Source organism: Flavobacterium pygoscelis (assembly GCF_023162025.1).
In the GTDB taxonomy this organism is placed as follows: Bacteria; Bacteroidota; Bacteroidia; order Flavobacteriales; family Flavobacteriaceae; genus Flavobacterium; species Flavobacterium pygoscelis.
On the sequence record NZ_JALNUB010000005.1, the window covers coordinates 256,956 to 274,312 of the forward strand.

The window sequence follows — 17,357 nt, forward strand, 5'->3', positions numbered from 1 at the left end:
GAATTGGAACACGGATGACACGGATTGGAGAGATGAACACGGATTTTTTTTTCGAAATAACTTGTTTTTAAAAGCTGTTAGCTCTTTCCCAAAGTTTAAAAATAAAATTAGGAATACTTTTGCCCCAGATGGTAGTGGAAAGCGCTGACTGAAAAAAACTATTTTTTTCTAGACAGAAAAGAGCGACCGGCAGGAAGCTCCTTTTATGGCTTTAGAAAAAAAGTTTTTTGAGGGAAGACTTGCAACGAACAGCTGGAATAGGCCTTAATTTTCATTACTTAAAATAGCGATAAATTCAGAGCGTTTAATTTCACGACATCCTAAACTTTCCAGATGGGGATTATAAACCTGACAGTCTAGTAATTTGTAATTTTTCTCTTTTAACTGTTCCACCAAAGCGATAAAAGCCACTTTTGATGCATTTGAAACTAACGAAAACATACTTTCGCCGCAGAAAATAGTTCCTAAATCGATTCCGTACAAACCACCGACTAATTCTTCGTTTTGCCAAACCTCAACTGATTTGGCTATTCCTAATTTGTTAAGATTACAATATGCTTCAATCATATCATTGGTAATCCAGGTTCCGGTTTGACCGTTTCTTTTTACATTTTGACAATGAGCAATTACTTCTCTAAAGTTCTGGTTGAAAGTAACTTTAAAGCTTTTCCTATTCAGGATGTTTCGCATACTTTTTGAAACAATTAATTCTTCTAGAAATAAAACCATTCTAGGATTGGGAGACCACCAGAGAATAGGATCTCCAGGTTCAAACCAAGGAAAAATACCGCTTTTATAAGCCAACAACAAACGCTCAGGAGATAAGTCGCCCCCAATAGCTAAAATACCATCGAGATTGGCTTGGGAAACCGGCGGAAAAAATAAATCGTTAGTTAGGTAGTGCATTAATACAAAAATCAAGTCAATGATAGTGGTAAAATCATTTAAAAAAAAACCAAATTCCAATTTTAAGACAAGCTAAAGTTGGAATTTGGTTTTTATAAATTTTATAATTTTATTTTAGAATGGCAAATCGTCAGCTTCTTCTTCATTTAAATTTGTTGCTGGAGCAAATGCTTGTGCTGCAGGCATTGGAGGCATTTGTGCTGCAGGCGCATCGGCTTGTGCTTTTGCAATTCTCCAACCTTGAATTGTATTAAAATAAACTGTTTCTCCCTGAGGATTAGTCCATTCTCTACCTCTTAAGTTAATATCAATTTTAACAGGTTCTCCTACTTGAAAACCATTTAATAAATCACATTTATCTTGAACAAATTGAACTAGAATATGCTGTGGATATTGCTCATCAGTAGTAACAACTACATCTCTTTTCTTGAAACCTCCAGATCCAACTTCTTTAGTTTGATCGATCATTTTAATTTTTCCTGTAACTTCCATCTTCTCTATTTTAATTGTTTGCTCTCTTTATTTTTTGGCTAAAAGTACCTTCCAAGCGGTAAGTACTTCGTTTTTATTTAAATATTCTTTAGCTAATTGGTATTTCTTGATTTCATCATCTGCACTCAGTACCCCTTTTACTTCAAAATTTTCTTTTACAAATATAGTAATTTCTTCAAGAGTTGGCAAAGATTCGACATTTCCTAACATGCCTAAATCATTTCCGTTAAACACAGCACTTTGCTTTACAAAATCAGGAATGGCATCTACTCCAATTCCTAACGTGGTTAGTGGTTTTGGCACTTCAAAAAGTCCTTGATTGGATCTCGAATACCAATTTCCGCCCAATCGAGATACTAGATCAATCTTATGTTGATCAATCGCTCCATTTTGATCTAAAATACTTTCGTCGATATGAATTCTGACTACTTCGCAAAGAATTAAATTTCCTGCTCCACCTTCTGTTCCTAAAGCAATAATTTGAGTCACTTTACATTCAAATTGAACGGGCGATTCTTTGACTCTAAATGGTTTTACAACCTCTGAAGGAATTGGCGTTAAACCTGATTTTAAAAACTCATCAACACCTTCAGCATATTCTGTACTGGCAAGCGAAGTTTGTTGCACCATATCATAATTCACAACATTAATTACCACTTCACCCGTGGCTTCAGCATTAATCAAAGTGTGTTTTATAGAATTGTCTCGCACCCTTCTTGCAGGAGAAAATATAAGAATAGGAGGATTTGCGCTAAATACATTAAAAAAACTAAAAGGAGACACATTTGGATTTCCTTCCGTATCCATTGTACTGGCAAAAGCGATAGGCCTTGGACCTACGGAACCTTGCAAATATCCTTGTAATTTTGCCGTTTCTATACTTTTAGGATCAATAGTAATCATACTTTAAGATTTAGTTCTTGTAGCTACAAAAGTAGACAATTGAATTAAATTTTAGAACGTCAATAAGAGAATTAGATTAAAATAAGAGTGTGATTTTTTCAAAATAAAATTCTTTGACTGATCCTAAAATACTTCCATCTTTAATTCGTTATATTTATACCTCAAAATTTTATTTATGCAGTTTTCTGACCGAAGAAATACAACCCGTTGGATTATTATTTTCGCCTCTTTTTTGATCGTTTCATTGATACTTTGGAATACTTATACCTTTTTCCAGATTTTCAAAAATGAAGAACGTTTAAAAATGAATCTTTGGGCAAATGCGCAAAAAACTTTCATCAATGCTAATGAGACTACGGATGTCGAACTTCCGTTACAGATTTTCAGCAATAATACGTCAATACCAATAATTCTTACAGAGAATGATAGCATAATTAATACCGTAAACATTGACGATATTATTGTAAAAGACAAAGATAAAGCAGTAGACTTTTTACACAATTTAAGAAGTGAAAATGAACCTATTGTAATAGAATATGTTCCCGGAAAATTTCAGAAATTATATTATGGTAATTCTTCTTTGCTCAATAAATTAAAATATTATCCTATTGCATTAGTACTTATTATTGTGCTGTTTGGCGGCCTAGTGTATAATTTTTATAGAAGCACCAAAATGGCAACTCAAAATAAGCTTTGGGCGGGAATGGCAAAGGAAACAGCGCATCAAATAGGAACTCCACTTTCGTCATTGATTGGCTGGGTTGAAATTTTAAAATCGGAAGCCGTTGAAGAAAGTACAACACTTGAAATTGAAAAAGACATTGAGCGTTTGCAAACCATAACGGATCGTTTCTCTAAAATAGGATCGGAACCCAAATTAGAGCCTAAAGATATTGTTGCCGAAACCCAACAATCTTATGACTATTTGCAATCTCGGTTTTCTAAACAAATTGAATTCTCTTTTCAAGCGCCACAAACAAAAATTATGGTTTTGCTAAATCCTACTTTGCACAGTTGGACAATTGAAAATTTAGTAAAAAATGCAATTGATGCCATGAAAGGAAAAGGGAAATTAGCATTAGAAATCAAGCAAGAAGGCGATTTAGTCAAAATAAATGTTTCAGACACCGGTGCAGGAATTCAAAAAAAACAGTTTAAAGCTATTTTTGAACCCGGTTTTACCACTAAAAAAAGAGGTTGGGGACTGGGTCTTTCCTTGACAAAGAGAATCGTAGAGGAATACCACAAAGGAACCATAAAAGTGCTTCAATCGGAAATCGGAAAAGGAACTACCATGCAAGTTATTTTAAAAAAAATAGTTTAGCACTACTCTCTTTTTGACGATTTAACTGGTTTAGATTTAGAGATAAAAACTGCATTTTCACCATTCCATTTATACGTTTCAGTCCATTTACTTATTTTTAAAAGATAAGTATTGTCTTTCTCTGAGTCTTGATCGTATTCTCCTTCTTCAATTTGCTTGACTATTAAATCCGGTTTCCCTCCAGTTTCTTTAGGAAAAACAAAATTTTCTGAATAATAATACACTCCAGCATCACCCACTTCTTGTTTTTCTGGCAGCATCACAAAACTTTTACCGTTCCATCCAAAATAATAGTATAAGGTCGGAATGCCGCATGCCTCTCCGCTAAAACTAATTCTATAAATATTTTCTAGATTGGTCAAACCTAAACTACCAATAGTCTTGTTTTGAAAAAAATAACTACCATCAAGATTTTTTGTGATTGTTTTTTGCCCAACAACAGCATTCTCACTATCCAGGATTTTTACAGAAATGCTAACTGAATTTTTTTCAAAACCATCTGCATCTTTTACAGTTTCAATTTTATCTATAGCAGTTAGATAAGTATAGTCGGCGCTTTTAGAAAAACCAACAGCCAAAAATCCTTTCCATAAAAAACCTTGAACTAATTTTCCAATATTATTTTCATATTCAATTGCAACCCAAGAAACATTTAATCCTTTAATTTTTAAATCATTTTCAGTCGTTCTCAGTACTTTTATCTTTTTTCCTAATTGCAGGGAATCGAGCAAATTGGATTGTATAGAAGGCATTTCTCTAACATAACAATTTTTAGCGGCAACAATAGTTTCATTAGCATCATAAATATTCCAATAATAATTATGACTGCTTTTCTCTTGACTAAAAATTATAAAAGGAATTAAAAAAAGTATTGAAATTAGAATTTTTTTCATGACGAATGAATATAAAAAATCCACGAGTTTAGAAATAAATTACCAAATTCGTGGAAATAAAAATTATTAATTTTATGTTATAGATTGTTTGTAATTGCTTGTGCCAAAGATTCGAATTCTTCTTTAGAAAAAGAAACTTTATTTTGAAAACGCATTTCATCCATTTCGTTCAACGGAATTAAATGTACATGCGCATGAGGCACTTCTAGACCAACAACGGCCATACCAACTCGTTTACAAGGGACTGTTTTTTCTAAGGCTATTGCAATTTTTTTTGAAAACTGCATTAATCCTATATACAATTCCTCTTCTATTTCAAAAATCTTATTGATTTCTTGTTTCGGAATACAAAGTGTATGTCCTTTTGCATTGGGATTAACGTCTAGAAAAGCTAGAAAATTATCGTCCTCAGCTATTTTGTAACAAGGAATTTCTCCGTTTACTATTTTGGTAAAAATACTTGACATAGTAGAAATAATTAATTGGTTGTGATTGCTTAGTCTCTTGTAATTTCAAGTATTTCAAATTTCAAAACGCCATTAGGAACCGTGATTTCAGCGACTTCTCCAACTGATTTACCAAGCAAACCTCTACCTATAGGTGAAGTTACTGAGATTTTACCTGTTTTTAAGTCAGCTTCACTTTCTGCAACCAATGTGTATTTCATTTCCATGCCATTGGTTTGATTTTTTATTTTAACATTAGAAAGAACCAAAACTTTAGAAAGATCTAAATTTGTTTCATCTATCAAACGAGCATTAGAATGTACCTCTTCTAATTTGGCAATACGCATTTCTAACATTCCCTGTGCTTCTTTAGCCGCATCATATTCTGCATTTTCAGAAAGATCGCCTTTGTCTCTAGCTTCAGCAATATCTGCAGAGGCTTTTGGACGCATCACACTTTTTAAATAATCTAACTCTTCCCTTAATTTCTTTAACCCATCAGCGGTGTAATACGATACTGTACTCATAACTTCCTTATTTATATAAATAGAAAAAATCCCATCAGGACGGGATTTCTTTCCACAAAGATACTATTATTTTTATTTGCCTATAATTATATGTTAATCATATATAATTCAAAGTTAAATAATTTAAATTTGTTTCGCTAATACTTTGACACTTTTAAAATGAAAAAATACGCCGCTTTTTTTTTTATCATTCCTTTGTTTTTTTCCTGCAGCGATTCAGGAGTAAAGAACACCAATCCTTACTTACCTAACTATTCAGTTCTTATTGACCTCAACTTAAATTTGCCCCAATATTCTGATCTAAAATTTGTGAGCAATGCGGTGTTAATTCCAGAAAAAGGGGTTCGTGGCGTTATTGTTTTTAATACCGGTAGTGGCTACAATGCTTTTGATGCCGCTTGTCCTAACCAAGCTTTATCTTCTTGTTCTACTATGACAATAAAAGGCATTAATGCCCTTTGCGCATGCGACAATCAAGAATACAGTTTGTTTACCGGACAAGGAAAACTGCAATATCCAATGAAACAATATCGCGTTCAGATAAATGGTGATGTGTTGCGAGTTTTTAATTAAATTACAATTTATAACTTATCGAGAACAAAATTACTCTTGGTAAAAGATAAGTGTTTCGCTCACTGATTACATAATCTGAAAAAGAATAATCATTTTTTAGTTTATTGTCAAACAAGTTATTGGCAGTTAGTTCAAACCCTAAAGGACTGTTTTTCTTTTGGTATCGTAAAGAAGCATTAGCAATATCATAAAAATTACTTTGATTTGTGTTATTTGTATTTTTAAGTTTTTCATATTCCAATTTAAAAATCCAAGATTTAAAAAAATTCACATTTGCATCAGCATTTATTGCATCAGTTTGAAAATTGGACTTTGTCAATCCTGAAAGCTGACTAAATCCTTTATTATACCCAATGCTGAAATCTGGCCATTTGCGATAAGCCGTTTTAAATACCAAACCAAAATTTTGACTATTTCTATCATTTTTGGTAATAACACTGTTAATGATTTGACTGTAATTAAACCAATTCAAGCGCGTGTTTAGCTTTAGATTAAAACGATAAATCCGTTTACTAAAAGAACCATTTATACCATAAGTAGTTTCAGGATTGTCGCTTAAAATTGGATTATTAAATTGATTGATTCCATCTAATTGAATCTCGTTGCGAATGGTTTTTATTTTTTTATTGAAATTTGCCATTGCATTCCAAGTAATACCTCGATACATATTCATTTTTGAATACCTTAAATTAGCCGTATGGAATTGTTCATTTTGCAAAAGCGCATTTCCTTTGTATACCAAATTGTAATTTTGCAAAGTATAATTAGAAGCTAACTGACTTACTTCTGGAAAATTATTTTCTAATTTATAAGTAAAATTAAGCGTTTCAGATTTATTAAATTCATACTCGCTATTCCATTGTGGTTGTAAAAGTGTTTTAGATAAGTGTTGTTCTCTACTAATTTGATTCGTTTTTAAATTATAAAAATGGACATAAAGACCAGGTTTATTAGTCCACTTTCCTATTCTAAATTTATACTCAACGCCAGCGTAAGCATCATTTAATTGGTATTTTATGTCATTACCAAATCCAGCCGACGCAAAATCATTACTAGTTCCGTTAGTAAGAATTTGTTTTTCGGCAGTTGTAAAACTTGAAGTGCCTGAATTATTCCCAATATTAGTATACAAATGATTGAAATTATTAATAATCCAATAATGCTTAAATAAAGCATCAATACTATTATTTCTTACTTTTTTGATTTGGTTAATCGTGTAAGAAACATCATTTTGTAACGGAATTAAGCCCACAAAAAAAGGCTTATCAGTAAACCATTGATTTTTTGGTGTATTGTTATCATACGCTTGGTTTATTACAAAAGTCGTAGTGTGCTGCTCATTGTAACTTTTATGCCATTCTAAATATTGCTTTACGGACACATTATCTGCCTTACTGATAGTTTCAAAAACAGTTGAATTTGCAGCTGTTATCGAATTTACAGTGCTAGATAAATCATTAGTACTAGATTGATATTGGGCGTTGTAATACCATTTTTCTTTATTGGTAGGCGAATAATCTAGTTTGATATTCCCTATTCCCAATACGGAACGATTTTCGCCATTTTGCAATTTATTTTCGAAAGCAATGGCACTATTTTGTAGATATTCGTTTTTACTTTCTGTTTTGGTTGCTGTTAATACTTTAGAAAAAATACTGAAACCAGAAATCGTCAATTTTGAAGAGGTTTCGTGGCTAAAATTTAAAGCTGCAAATTGGGATTGATTGGTTACCACATCCGTATTATCATTTGCAAAAGAATATAGATTAGTAAACGATTTTCTGCCCGAAAGAAACGTGCTCATGCCACCGCCAAAGCGCATTAAATCATCAAAAGTAAACGTGCTTCTACCGATGTTATTGGCATCGCCTATAAAACTCAAATTTGTTTTGGGCGCATAATAAAACAAAGCAGTATGAGCGAGATAAAAACCGTTATCAGCATTGCCTACTTCGGCACCCGCTTCGACGTCACCAAAGACAAACTTTTTTTTATCGGCTTTTAGTTTTACGTTCATCGCCAGTTCATCATTATCCGACACTTGTTTCATAAAACCTAATTCGTTAAAGTTGTCTATAACTTCAATTTTCTCCATCGCATCAGCAGGAATATTTTCGACCGCCAGTTTTGAGCCTCCGCCAAAAAATGATTTTCCCTCAACGAGCATTTTGGTTACTTTTTTGCCTTGTACCGTAACATTTCCTTTTTTATCTACTTCAACACCGGGTAATTTTTCTAGAATTTCTTTCATTTTACGCTCGTTACCGTTAGCAAAACTTTTTACATCAAATGTCATCGTGTCTTTCTTGATAACTATAGGCTTAAACTCATGTTTGATGACAATTTCTTTGAGTTGTTCCCCCGTAGATTTTAGCTTAAAATCATGACTTGTACTAGTGGCATCAGTTGTTATTATAAAGACCTCTTCAACAAAACCAATATAGGAAACAGTGATTTCGTATTTTACAAGCGCATCTAGTTCTAGGCGATAGCGCCCTTTGTTATCCGCAATAGCAAATTTCAGATTGGCTTTTTCTTGCAATGGTTTTGCAATAACATTAGCAGATTCTAATGGTTTATTTAGATCGTCCGAAACCACACCAGTTATTATGCGGGTTTGAGAATAAGAAAGTGTTGTTATTAAAAAAAAGAATAGGATTTTAAACATGATGTTTTAGATAGTATGGAGAATGAAACTTGCCTAGCAACTTGTATTAATTTAATTTTTCTCTTTCGCTTCTTCTCTTTTTTTCGCAAGTAAAATACCACCAATACTGCTTTCCATTGCGTTTTGATAATCCTTTTTTGTTATCGTATTCCCTTTTGGGAAAGTTATATTCAAATCTTCTTTTTCAATTGTGATTTTGCTAGCTACATATGTGGTTATTCTATTTGCTGCCAATTCTAGAATAAGGCCCGGTAAACCACAAAAATTCTCTGGGCCAAAAGCATAGGGTAAACTAGGTGCAAACCAAGCTTCTATTATTTTAATTTTTGATTCTCCAAATCTATTAATGTAAGGCGTCTTTAGAATTGCTTTATAGCATAAATAGTCTCCTATTTTTTTTGATTCTTTAAGAATTTGCCAGTTTTTATTAATAGTATCTTGAACTATAGTACCATCTCTTTTATTACTAAACTCAGTATTGGTGTTTAAATCAATAAATACATCGTCATTAGATGTATAAGCAGATTTTGCTAATTTATTTATTTTATCGTCAAAATTTATATCAGAATTTAATCTTTCTTTATATTTAAAACTTGATTGATTCTTGCCAAATATCAATTCAAATTGTTGCATCATGGCATATTTATTCATTTTCATATCTATATCAGCCCATTCCTTTGTTAATTTAGATCTAGTTTTATTATGACCTGTGGTATCTAATTGTATAGAATAAATAACGACCCCTGACTGTGCAAATAAAATATTTGCATATAATAGAAATAAGTAAAGTATATTTTTCATAAGTATTGTTCATATTTAAAAAACACTATCAAAATGTATTTTTGATAGTGTTTACATTTACCTTTTTAATGACATAGTCCTATAAGATCGTTTAATAAATCGATGTCGTCTTCTTTGTCATATCTACCTCATAGGCAACAAAAATAAACCCGTTAAGAAGGTTGTCAAAATAAATTATTTGTCTCTAGAATTGACAAAATCAGCTGCGATCATACTATCAAAATCAATTTCGGCAATATTAATTGCTTTGTTAGGTTTTATAATTTGAATTTTTTTTTCATCCTTTAAAGTTACCTTATCAGCATAAAAATAAGCCTTACCATCAATAGTACCCTCTATAATAAGACCTGGTAAACCATCTAACCCAAATGGACCAAATGATGTTGGCAAGTCAGGTGTAAACCAAACTATTGGATTAAGTATTTTTACAGTATTTCTTCCTTTATCTTCTTTTTTTATTACCGTAGTTGCTTTATAGCACTTAAACTTACCAATATACTTACTTTCATTTGAGATTTGCCATTCATAATCCTTCAAATCCATTATGACATTTAAAGATTGCCCTTTATAATTTACATTAAATAGCTTTTCAGGGATTGAATTATCTCTGAAATGAATTAAATTACCCCCATAAATAATCGAAGTAATTTTGTAATCTTGTTTGGAATGTGACTCCATTTTATCAATGATTTTGAACAAGCTTCTTTTATTTTCATAAATAAACTCGAATTCTAATAAATTAGGATTAAAACGTGCAAACTTTGTTGAATCTACCATTACATTCTTAAACTTATAAATCACATATGTCAAATCTTGATGATTATTCTGGCTGCTCAATGATAAAGAGGAAAAAAGCAATAATATTATAATATTTTTTTTCATTATCATTTATTTTTTAAAACGCTCATAAATGAGCGTTTTATTTATTTAATTTAGACAGTTTTCTAATGCATTATTGTATATATAATTATAGACCCAAGAATCAAAACATTGTCCTGTCTCATTATGATATTCTTCTTCAGCTACATTAACAGTATTTGCGGCTACATCACCGCAACTGTTTTTAAATACTTGTTTCTGCACACTTGTTTCTGCCATTGCAACTCCACTAAATGCTACCACTGCTAGAGCGGTAAATAGTAATTTTTTCATAATTTAATAGTTTTTAAATTTATAAATAGTTTTTTGGTTAACCAAGGTAAATATCAAAAAAAAAAAAAACATTAATAAGAATTTTATTTAAATTTTAACGTAAAATTAACAACATGGTATTTCAATCAATACATAGGTTAGTAATTAAAATTCCAAACAAACTTTAAAACTTCAAAGTCAAACCTACTAAAAAGTTGATTCCAGCTTGTGGATAATAACCCTTTCATAGGTAACGTTCTATAATATAGGTAAAAGCAAATTTTAGATTGGCTTTTTCTTGTAATGGCTTTGCAATAACATTAGCAGATTCTAGTGGTTTATTGGAGTCGTCAGAGACTACTCCTACAAGAATTTTTGTTTGGGAGAAGTAGAGAGTGGTAAAAAGTAATAAAAAAAGAGTTTTGAACATTAAAATTGAAATAGTTATAAAAATGAACTTAAAATTTTACATTCCCACTTGTGTTTTTAGTCCTTTTTCATAAACCTCCGCACTAATTGTTTTCCCTTTTGGAAAATCAATTGCAAGTTCCTTATCTGTAAAAATCTCTATGGAAGTAGCATAAAAAGTAGTTTCTCTATCTACTAGTTCCAAGATGAGTCCTGGCAAGCCATTAAAGTATTTAGGACCATATGCATATGGCAAACTTGGAGCAAACCATGCAGTAATAGGAATACTGGTATTTACTCCTAACCTATTAATAAACTTCATGAAATAAGTGGCTTTGTAACATAAATAATTATCAATTATCTTACTTTCACTCGATATTTCCCATTGTAATTTATCATGCGCTTTCTTTATGAGTTTTCCATTGTCCTCCCGTTTTATTGCAGTATTAGTGTACTTATCGAAAAAATAATCACTTTCGTTCGTTACAATAAAAGCCATCGTCCTAGCCATTTTTCTTAAGCCATTATTTTCAGCGTCAGAAATTAGATACTTGTCCAAAACTGAACTTGACTGTGTACTGTTAAATTGCAACGTACAAGTTTGCTTGTTTGCGATTTCAACTGTTGCCTCATTTAGTTTGTTAAATTCTGGATCTTTACTATCTGTGCCATAACCAACTAATTGAATTTTATAAATAACTTTACCAGAAACTGATTGTCCAAAACAATTAGCCATCGTTGAAGCGCAAATACAAATGAATATAATTTTTAATTTTTTCATGATTTTAACTTTAAAATACAAACAAAACTTTCAATAGTTTTGTTTATTTTTTTAATAATTAATTAATTCTGTGGAGTTTTCGCATCTTCACAAGCTTGGTAATAACCTTGATAAGCCGCATAATTTTGCTCTGCAGAATGTGTGCCATTACCATCATATACGCGGTCTATATAATTCATTGCTTTTGTAGTACAATCTTGCACTTTTAAAACAACTTCCTTTTTCTGTTTCTCTTTTTTCCCCTCTTTCAATGCCAAAGTATTTGCCATTGCAACTCCACTAAATGCTACCACTGCAAAAGCAGTAAATACTAATTTTTTTATAATTAAATTGGTTTAAATTTATAAATATTTTCTGGTTAATCAAGGTAAATATCAAAAAAAATAAACAAGAATTATATCTAAAATTTAACGAGTTGTTCGTCTGATTAAGGAGATGTCAATAAATCAATTTCTTACAAAATTAAAAAAGATTAGAAATTCATAAACCTTTAGCTTTCTACAATAAAGTATCATTTTAATTAAAACTTCAAATTCATCCCTACTAAAAAGTTAATTACTGCTTGCGCATAATAACCGACCCCAGACGTTACACCGTTTATTATCAGCTGTAGAAAAATTTAAATTGGCTTTCTCTTGTAATGGTTTTGCAATAACATTAGCAGATTCGAATGGTTTATTTACATCGTCCGAAACCACACCTACAAGAATTTTTGTTTGGGAGAAACAGAGAGTCGTAAAAAATAATAAAAAAAGAGTTCTATACATAGTAACTAAAAAATCTATAAAAATGAACCATTAATTTTTATATTTACTATTTATGAAATTTTTCAATATCCTTCTTGTTTTGTAAAAGCCTCTTCTATTTGCTTTTGAGTTAATATTTTTATTTTATCTAAGAATTTTACATCAAAATCAAAACTACTATTAAGGTTTATACTTTTAACACCATAAATAGCATTTCTCACTTGGAGTTCTAAAATTAATCCTGGTAAATTACCATAACCAATAGGACCATAAGGAAAAGGTAGTTTAGGGCAATACCACGCTACAACAGGATGGTTCCACACCTTATCACCATAGACCACTTTATTACTACTAGTTGCTTTATAGCATAAATAATTATCAATTAATTTAGTTTCGCTAGTCAAATTCCAATCACTTTTAAAAACTTCTTCACCGTAAATATTCTCTCCCAAATAAGGACTTTGTTTTAATACTTTCCCCTTTATACTGTATATCATTCCTGTGTAGTTTCCCATTGAAAGAGTAAAGCTTTTAGAACCCAAATTACCATCGATTTCTAATTTTTTTTCGTTATAAAATTTAGAACCATTTTGAGTAATAATTAATTGAAAATTTAATTTTTTACAATCAATCATGGATTTCAAAAATAAATTTTTTAAAGTAGCGTTGTTATTAAATAAACCAACTTCATTCTCTATATTCAAGCCATAAACGACACTGATATTATTTTCTTGTCCATTTGCTGAGGATACAAAGAAAATTAAAAAAATAATAATAGTATTTTTCATTGTAAGTTATTAATTCTTAAAATCGCTAATTTTTGCAATCATTTTTTCTAATTCTTTTTCATCGATTATTTTATACTCTTTAATTTTAGGTAAGATAGGAGGATTATTAAGATTCATTTCAATTTTTTTAACCTCAAAAAGAACATTCCTAACTTGTAATTCTAAAATCAAACCAGGTAAATTACCAAAACCATTTGGCCCAAACGAAAGAGGTATTTTAGGGCAATACCAGGCTATTACAGGAAACTTAAAATTCCCTTTAGTATTTATAATTGTTTTAATAGCAGTAGCCTTATAACACAGAAAACCTTGAATTTCTTTTGTTTCTTTAACCAAAGTCCATTCGTTAACTTCATTTTTCAGTAAAAAATTTCCAAAACTTTTATCTAATTCAGAAAGTGCAAAGTCTTTTGTTTGATAAATTACCCCTTTATAACCTGAGGCAACAATAGCCAATTAATTGTTATTTTCGCCTACTTCAAGTCCTTTATCTAAAGAAAAAAAAGAATTTTGTTTATCGAATAATAAATTAAAAGTCAAATATTGCGCATTATTTACAGCCTCCGAGTATAATTTTTTGAATGGACCATTCTCTTTAAGTCCTTCTAACATTTCAATACTTAGCCCATACTCTACAGTTCCGTTTTTTACTTGTCCAAGACAAGAAACGAAACAAAACAATAATATGATCTTTATTAACTTCATTATTTATAAATTTTACGAAAATCATTATTTAATTAATCACACTTAAAAAGAAGAAATTATATAATCATAAACCTACAAAATAATTCATCATCTAAAAGCATTTATTTTAATAAAATAGTATGTTATTTATAAATTTAGTACTTCTTTTCACTAATATTGAATATTAAGAATACCTACAAAATTAAAAAAGGCTAGAAGTTCATAAACTCCTAGCCTTCTTCAATAAAGTATCTTTTCAATTAAAATTTCAAAGTCAGTCCTACTAAAAAGTTAATTCCTGCTTGCGGATAATAACCGGCTCCTTCTAAAGTAGCAATCGCTGGCGGATTAGACTCGTCATCATCGTAAGTATAGAAAAAACCATTTGATATGTATTTGTAATCAAAGATGTTATTTACTAAAGCTGAAAGATAAATCGATTTGAAAACTGATTTTGGAATAATCTCATACGAAACATTCAAATCATTCGTAAAATAGGATTTTAATTTAGATCCTTTTGCATCAATATTTGCCATATATTGTTCCCCAACATACTTTGATAAAAACGATATTTGAAGATTCTTTACTGGCACAAAACTTACGATATTCCCCGCAATAAAATCAGGTGAAAAAGCAATATTGGTATCTCCTAACGAGGTTAAAACACCATCTCTCTTAAAGAAAAAATCTTTGTTTTTATTTGTGCTCACCGTTATATTTGGTCTAATAAATAAATTATCCAAAATAGAAATTGTTGCATCAACCTCTACACCTAAACGATAACTATCGCCACTATTTTCACGTATTGGCGCACCTACATCGTCTAATGCTCCTGTAACGATCAACTGATCTTTGTAAGCCATATAATAAACATTAGCGTTCAACTTTATTTTTGAATCTACATGACGCAATCCCAATTCAAAATCGTTTAATTTCTCTGGGCGTGGACTCCCGTTTTCATAATCGGATCTGTTCGGTTCGCGATTGGCTCTGGCATACGAAAAATACAAGGCGTTGTTAGCATTAAGTTCGTAATTTAATCCCGCTTTAGGATTGAAGAAATTAAAATTATCATTGACCAAACCTGCTTCGGCACTATTCGCTTTATAATGCACGTTTCGAAGTTGTAAATCTCCGTATAAATTTAGCTTTTCTGTAATTTGGAAATTGGCTTTCGCAAAAACATTTCCATCCATTTTTGTCGCGGCATCATCATAATAATGATCATCTAATTCAGATTTTGAGGCATAGCGCGCCCAAATTATTCTTCCAAAGTGATTTCCTTCGTACTTATTGTAACCGCCTCCTAAAATAACATTCCATTTTTCTTCTTTATAACTGGCCGAAAAAGTAGTTCCATAAAAATCATTTACCAACCATTTCTGACGAATCAAATCAGTTTTATTAATGGTAGTTGCATCAATCACAATTGGAGTCAATCCATATTCCACAAACTTTGCATTCGGCTTATAATTTTCATAAAAACCCTTTCCTTTGGTATAATGGAAAGCCAGATTCGTACTCCATTTTTCGGATGCTTTTTCGTTCCAGTGCAATTGATAATGATCTTGTTGGTAGTTATCCGTTTCATTGTCATAAAAACGAATTACACCAAACTTATCTGTATATTTCCCAGCAGGATTAAACGTTCGGTCATTTTTTAGTTTGTCCAAATCCTCTAAACCATTCCAAGATTGATAGGTTTTTTCATTTCCGCCAAAAGCTAAGGCTTTAATTAAAGTAGTTTTGCCCACATAAGTTCCTTGAAGAAAATAGGATTTTAAATCAGAAAAAGCCCTGTCAATATAGCCATCTGATTTTAAAGCCGACAAACGCCCAGCGATTTCAAAATGATCATTCATCAAACCAGTACTAAATTTAACGGTGTGTTTTCTGGTGTTAAAACTTCCAAACGAATTAGCGATTTCTCCCGTGCTTTCCTTAGCGTATGTATCGGTCAACATATTCAAGCTTGCACCAAAAGCTCCCGCGCCATTGGTTGATGTTCCTACACCACGTTGCAATTGCAAACTTTCTACTGAAGAAGCAAAATCAGGCATATTCACCCAAAAAGTTCCATGACTTTCGGAATCATTATACGGAATTCCGTTGATGGTTACATTGACACGAGTAGCATCACTTCCACGAACACGGATTCCGGTATAACCTACTCCATTTCCTGCATCAGTAGTGGTAACCACGGACGGTAAATAATTCATCAAAATAGGAATGTCCTGACCGAGATTACGAGATTTGATGTCTTTTTTAGTCAGATTACTAAAACTAACGGGAGTTTTTGTAGTAGCACGAACTGCAGAAACTAATACTTCGTCTAATTGATTGACTTTTGTAGAATCTTTTACTTGTGCAAAAGAAATAAAAGAGGATATTGTAAAGAAAACAGACAGTATAAAAGTGCTGTTTTGTACCTTTTTGCCTTTAAGGCTAGAAAAATTGCAAATAGTTTTCATCCGTAAAAAAAATTACGAATAAAAGGGGGAATTATTCTTTTTTTAAATTATTGATTGTTTTTTATGACAAAAAAATAGTGTGCACACTATAATTTGTCATTTTTTCCCTTAGCAACATTACTTGCTCAGGTTCGTTGGGTATGATCTCAGCCTGTAATTCTGAATTTTCAGAATCTAAGCACCCCTTTGAGACGCAGCAAAGGTAAAAAAGTATTAAGATAAAAGTAACAAGTAGCCTAACATTTTTTGTAAAGCAGTCAATCAAAAAAATTACTAACTACAACTCAACGTTTTACCTCTTTAAATAAAAAAATATTTTAATAGTAATCAAATCACAGCAATCAAAAAGAAACCACCATTACACTCTCTTATCTAAATAATTGATTTTTCGACAGTATTTTCAAAAATCTGGTTTCTTTCTTGTTTTCTTAATTTCGGAAATAGACTTTTTATTTTTAATTCTTTTTCGAATAGCTGCTTTTGGAATCTTAGTTGGTTTTCTTTCTTTAGGAACTAGTAAACCGTTTTTTATAAGTGATAAAAAGCGTTTGGTTACAATTTCTTTATTTTTTAGCTGACTACGGTCTTCATCACAATTGAGAATCAAAATTAATTCAGACGTTAATCTGGAATACAAATTAGTCTCAAGTAGTATTTTTTCTTCTTCTGAAAGGGCTTGCGAATTTTTCAAATCAAAACTCAAAACTACCTTAGACGAAACCTTGTTTACATTTTGCCCTCCTGCTCCGCTACTTCGAACTGCCTTATAGTGCAACTCTGCTAGTATTTTATGAATTTCCATGCTGCTCTATTAT

The 17,357-nt window shown here is 31.2% G+C and carries 19 protein-coding genes; 2 read left to right on the forward strand and 17 right to left on the reverse strand.

The window, feature by feature from the left end; all coding sequences use genetic code 11:
* Positions 1–264: 264 nt before the first annotated feature.
* The 3 genes from aat to MW871_RS09950 all read right to left on the reverse strand — a co-directional run bounded on the left by aat (position 265) and on the right by MW871_RS09950 (position 2,301).
* A complete protein-coding gene (gene aat / locus MW871_RS09940; RefSeq protein ID WP_248428402.1) occupies positions 265–906 on the reverse strand; it encodes a leucyl/phenylalanyl-tRNA--protein transferase in 642 nt (213 codons plus the stop codon).
* Between the two features lie 114 nt (positions 907–1,020).
* Positions 1,021–1,398 (reverse strand): DUF3127 domain-containing protein, encoded by a 378-nt coding sequence (locus MW871_RS09945; protein ID WP_188048924.1) that lies wholly within the window; start codon positions 1,396–1,398, stop codon positions 1,021–1,023.
* Between the two features lie 27 nt (positions 1,399–1,425).
* Positions 1,426–2,301 (reverse strand): flavin reductase family protein, encoded by an 876-nt coding sequence (locus tag MW871_RS09950; RefSeq protein WP_188048925.1) that lies wholly within the window; start codon positions 2,299–2,301, stop codon positions 1,426–1,428.
* 175 nt (positions 2,302–2,476) lie between these two features.
* Between MW871_RS09950 and MW871_RS09955 the strand changes: the two genes are divergently transcribed.
* Positions 2,477–3,625: a sensor histidine kinase gene (locus MW871_RS09955; RefSeq protein ID WP_248428403.1), complete on the forward strand. Its 1,149-nt coding sequence runs from the start codon at positions 2,477–2,479 to the stop codon at positions 3,623–3,625.
* A 2-nt stretch (positions 3,626–3,627) separates the two neighbouring features.
* Here the strand turns inward: MW871_RS09955 and MW871_RS09960 are convergent, their stop codons facing one another.
* From MW871_RS09960 to greA, 3 genes are all read right to left on the reverse strand, one after another.
* Positions 3,628–4,518: a hypothetical protein gene (locus MW871_RS09960; protein WP_248428404.1), complete on the reverse strand. Its 891-nt coding sequence runs from the start codon at positions 4,516–4,518 to the stop codon at positions 3,628–3,630.
* Between the two features lie 77 nt (positions 4,519–4,595).
* Positions 4,596–4,985, reverse strand: coding sequence for an HIT family protein (locus MW871_RS09965; RefSeq protein WP_248428405.1), 390 nt, complete (start codon positions 4,983–4,985; stop codon positions 4,596–4,598).
* Positions 4,986–5,014: 29 nt separating this feature from the next.
* The gene (gene greA / locus MW871_RS09970; RefSeq protein WP_188048929.1) at positions 5,015–5,491 is read right to left on the reverse strand and encodes a transcription elongation factor GreA; all 477 of its coding nucleotides are present in this window, start codon (positions 5,489–5,491) and stop codon (positions 5,015–5,017) included.
* Positions 5,492–5,650: 159 nt separating this feature from the next.
* On the opposite strand from greA, the gene MW871_RS09975 reads away from it, so the two are divergent.
* Positions 5,651–6,064, forward strand: coding sequence for a Rieske (2Fe-2S) protein (locus MW871_RS09975; protein ID WP_248428406.1), 414 nt, complete (start codon positions 5,651–5,653; stop codon positions 6,062–6,064).
* Between the two features lies 1 nt (position 6,065).
* Here MW871_RS09975 and MW871_RS09980 read toward each other — a convergent pair whose 3' ends face one another.
* The 11 genes from MW871_RS09980 to arfB all read right to left on the reverse strand — a co-directional run bounded on the left by MW871_RS09980 (position 6,066) and on the right by arfB (position 17,344).
* On the reverse strand, positions 6,066–8,732 hold the full coding sequence (locus MW871_RS09980; RefSeq protein ID WP_248428407.1) for a TonB-dependent receptor: 2,667 nt from the start codon (positions 8,730–8,732) through the stop codon (positions 6,066–6,068).
* A 51-nt stretch (positions 8,733–8,783) separates the two neighbouring features.
* The gene (locus tag MW871_RS09985; RefSeq protein ID WP_248428408.1) at positions 8,784–9,533 is read right to left on the reverse strand and encodes a GLPGLI family protein; all 750 of its coding nucleotides are present in this window, start codon (positions 9,531–9,533) and stop codon (positions 8,784–8,786) included.
* Positions 9,534–9,707: 174 nt separating this feature from the next.
* Entirely contained in the window at positions 9,708–10,415 is a 708-nt protein-coding gene (locus tag MW871_RS09990; RefSeq protein WP_248428409.1) for a GLPGLI family protein, read from the reverse strand.
* A 45-nt stretch (positions 10,416–10,460) separates the two neighbouring features.
* Positions 10,461–10,685: a hypothetical protein gene (locus MW871_RS09995; protein ID WP_248428410.1), complete on the reverse strand. Its 225-nt coding sequence runs from the start codon at positions 10,683–10,685 to the stop codon at positions 10,461–10,463.
* Positions 10,686–11,130: 445 nt separating this feature from the next.
* Entirely contained in the window at positions 11,131–11,853 is a 723-nt protein-coding gene (locus MW871_RS10000; RefSeq protein ID WP_248428411.1) for a GLPGLI family protein, read from the reverse strand.
* Positions 11,854–11,915: 62 nt separating this feature from the next.
* On the reverse strand, positions 11,916–12,146 hold the full coding sequence (locus MW871_RS10005) for a hypothetical protein (RefSeq protein ID WP_248428412.1): 231 nt from the start codon (positions 12,144–12,146) through the stop codon (positions 11,916–11,918).
* Positions 12,147–12,682: 536 nt separating this feature from the next.
* On the reverse strand, positions 12,683–13,387 hold the full coding sequence (locus tag MW871_RS10010) for a GLPGLI family protein (protein ID WP_248428413.1): 705 nt from the start codon (positions 13,385–13,387) through the stop codon (positions 12,683–12,685).
* Positions 13,388–13,396: 9 nt separating this feature from the next.
* The gene (locus MW871_RS10015) at positions 13,397–13,843 is read right to left on the reverse strand and encodes a GLPGLI family protein (protein WP_248428414.1); all 447 of its coding nucleotides are present in this window, start codon (positions 13,841–13,843) and stop codon (positions 13,397–13,399) included.
* On the reverse strand, positions 13,844–14,092 hold the full coding sequence (locus MW871_RS10020) for a hypothetical protein (protein ID WP_248428415.1): 249 nt from the start codon (positions 14,090–14,092) through the stop codon (positions 13,844–13,846).
* A 239-nt stretch (positions 14,093–14,331) separates the two neighbouring features.
* Complete coding sequence (locus MW871_RS10025) at positions 14,332–16,542, reverse strand: TonB-dependent receptor (protein WP_248428416.1); 2,211 nt, start codon at positions 16,540–16,542, stop codon at positions 14,332–14,334.
* A 400-nt stretch (positions 16,543–16,942) separates the two neighbouring features.
* Positions 16,943–17,344 carry an alternative ribosome rescue aminoacyl-tRNA hydrolase ArfB gene (arfB, locus tag MW871_RS10030; protein ID WP_248428417.1) on the reverse strand — a complete coding sequence of 134 codons (402 nt, stop codon included), beginning with the start codon at positions 17,342–17,344 and terminating at the stop codon, positions 16,943–16,945.
* Between the last annotated feature and the right edge of the window lie 13 nt (positions 17,345–17,357).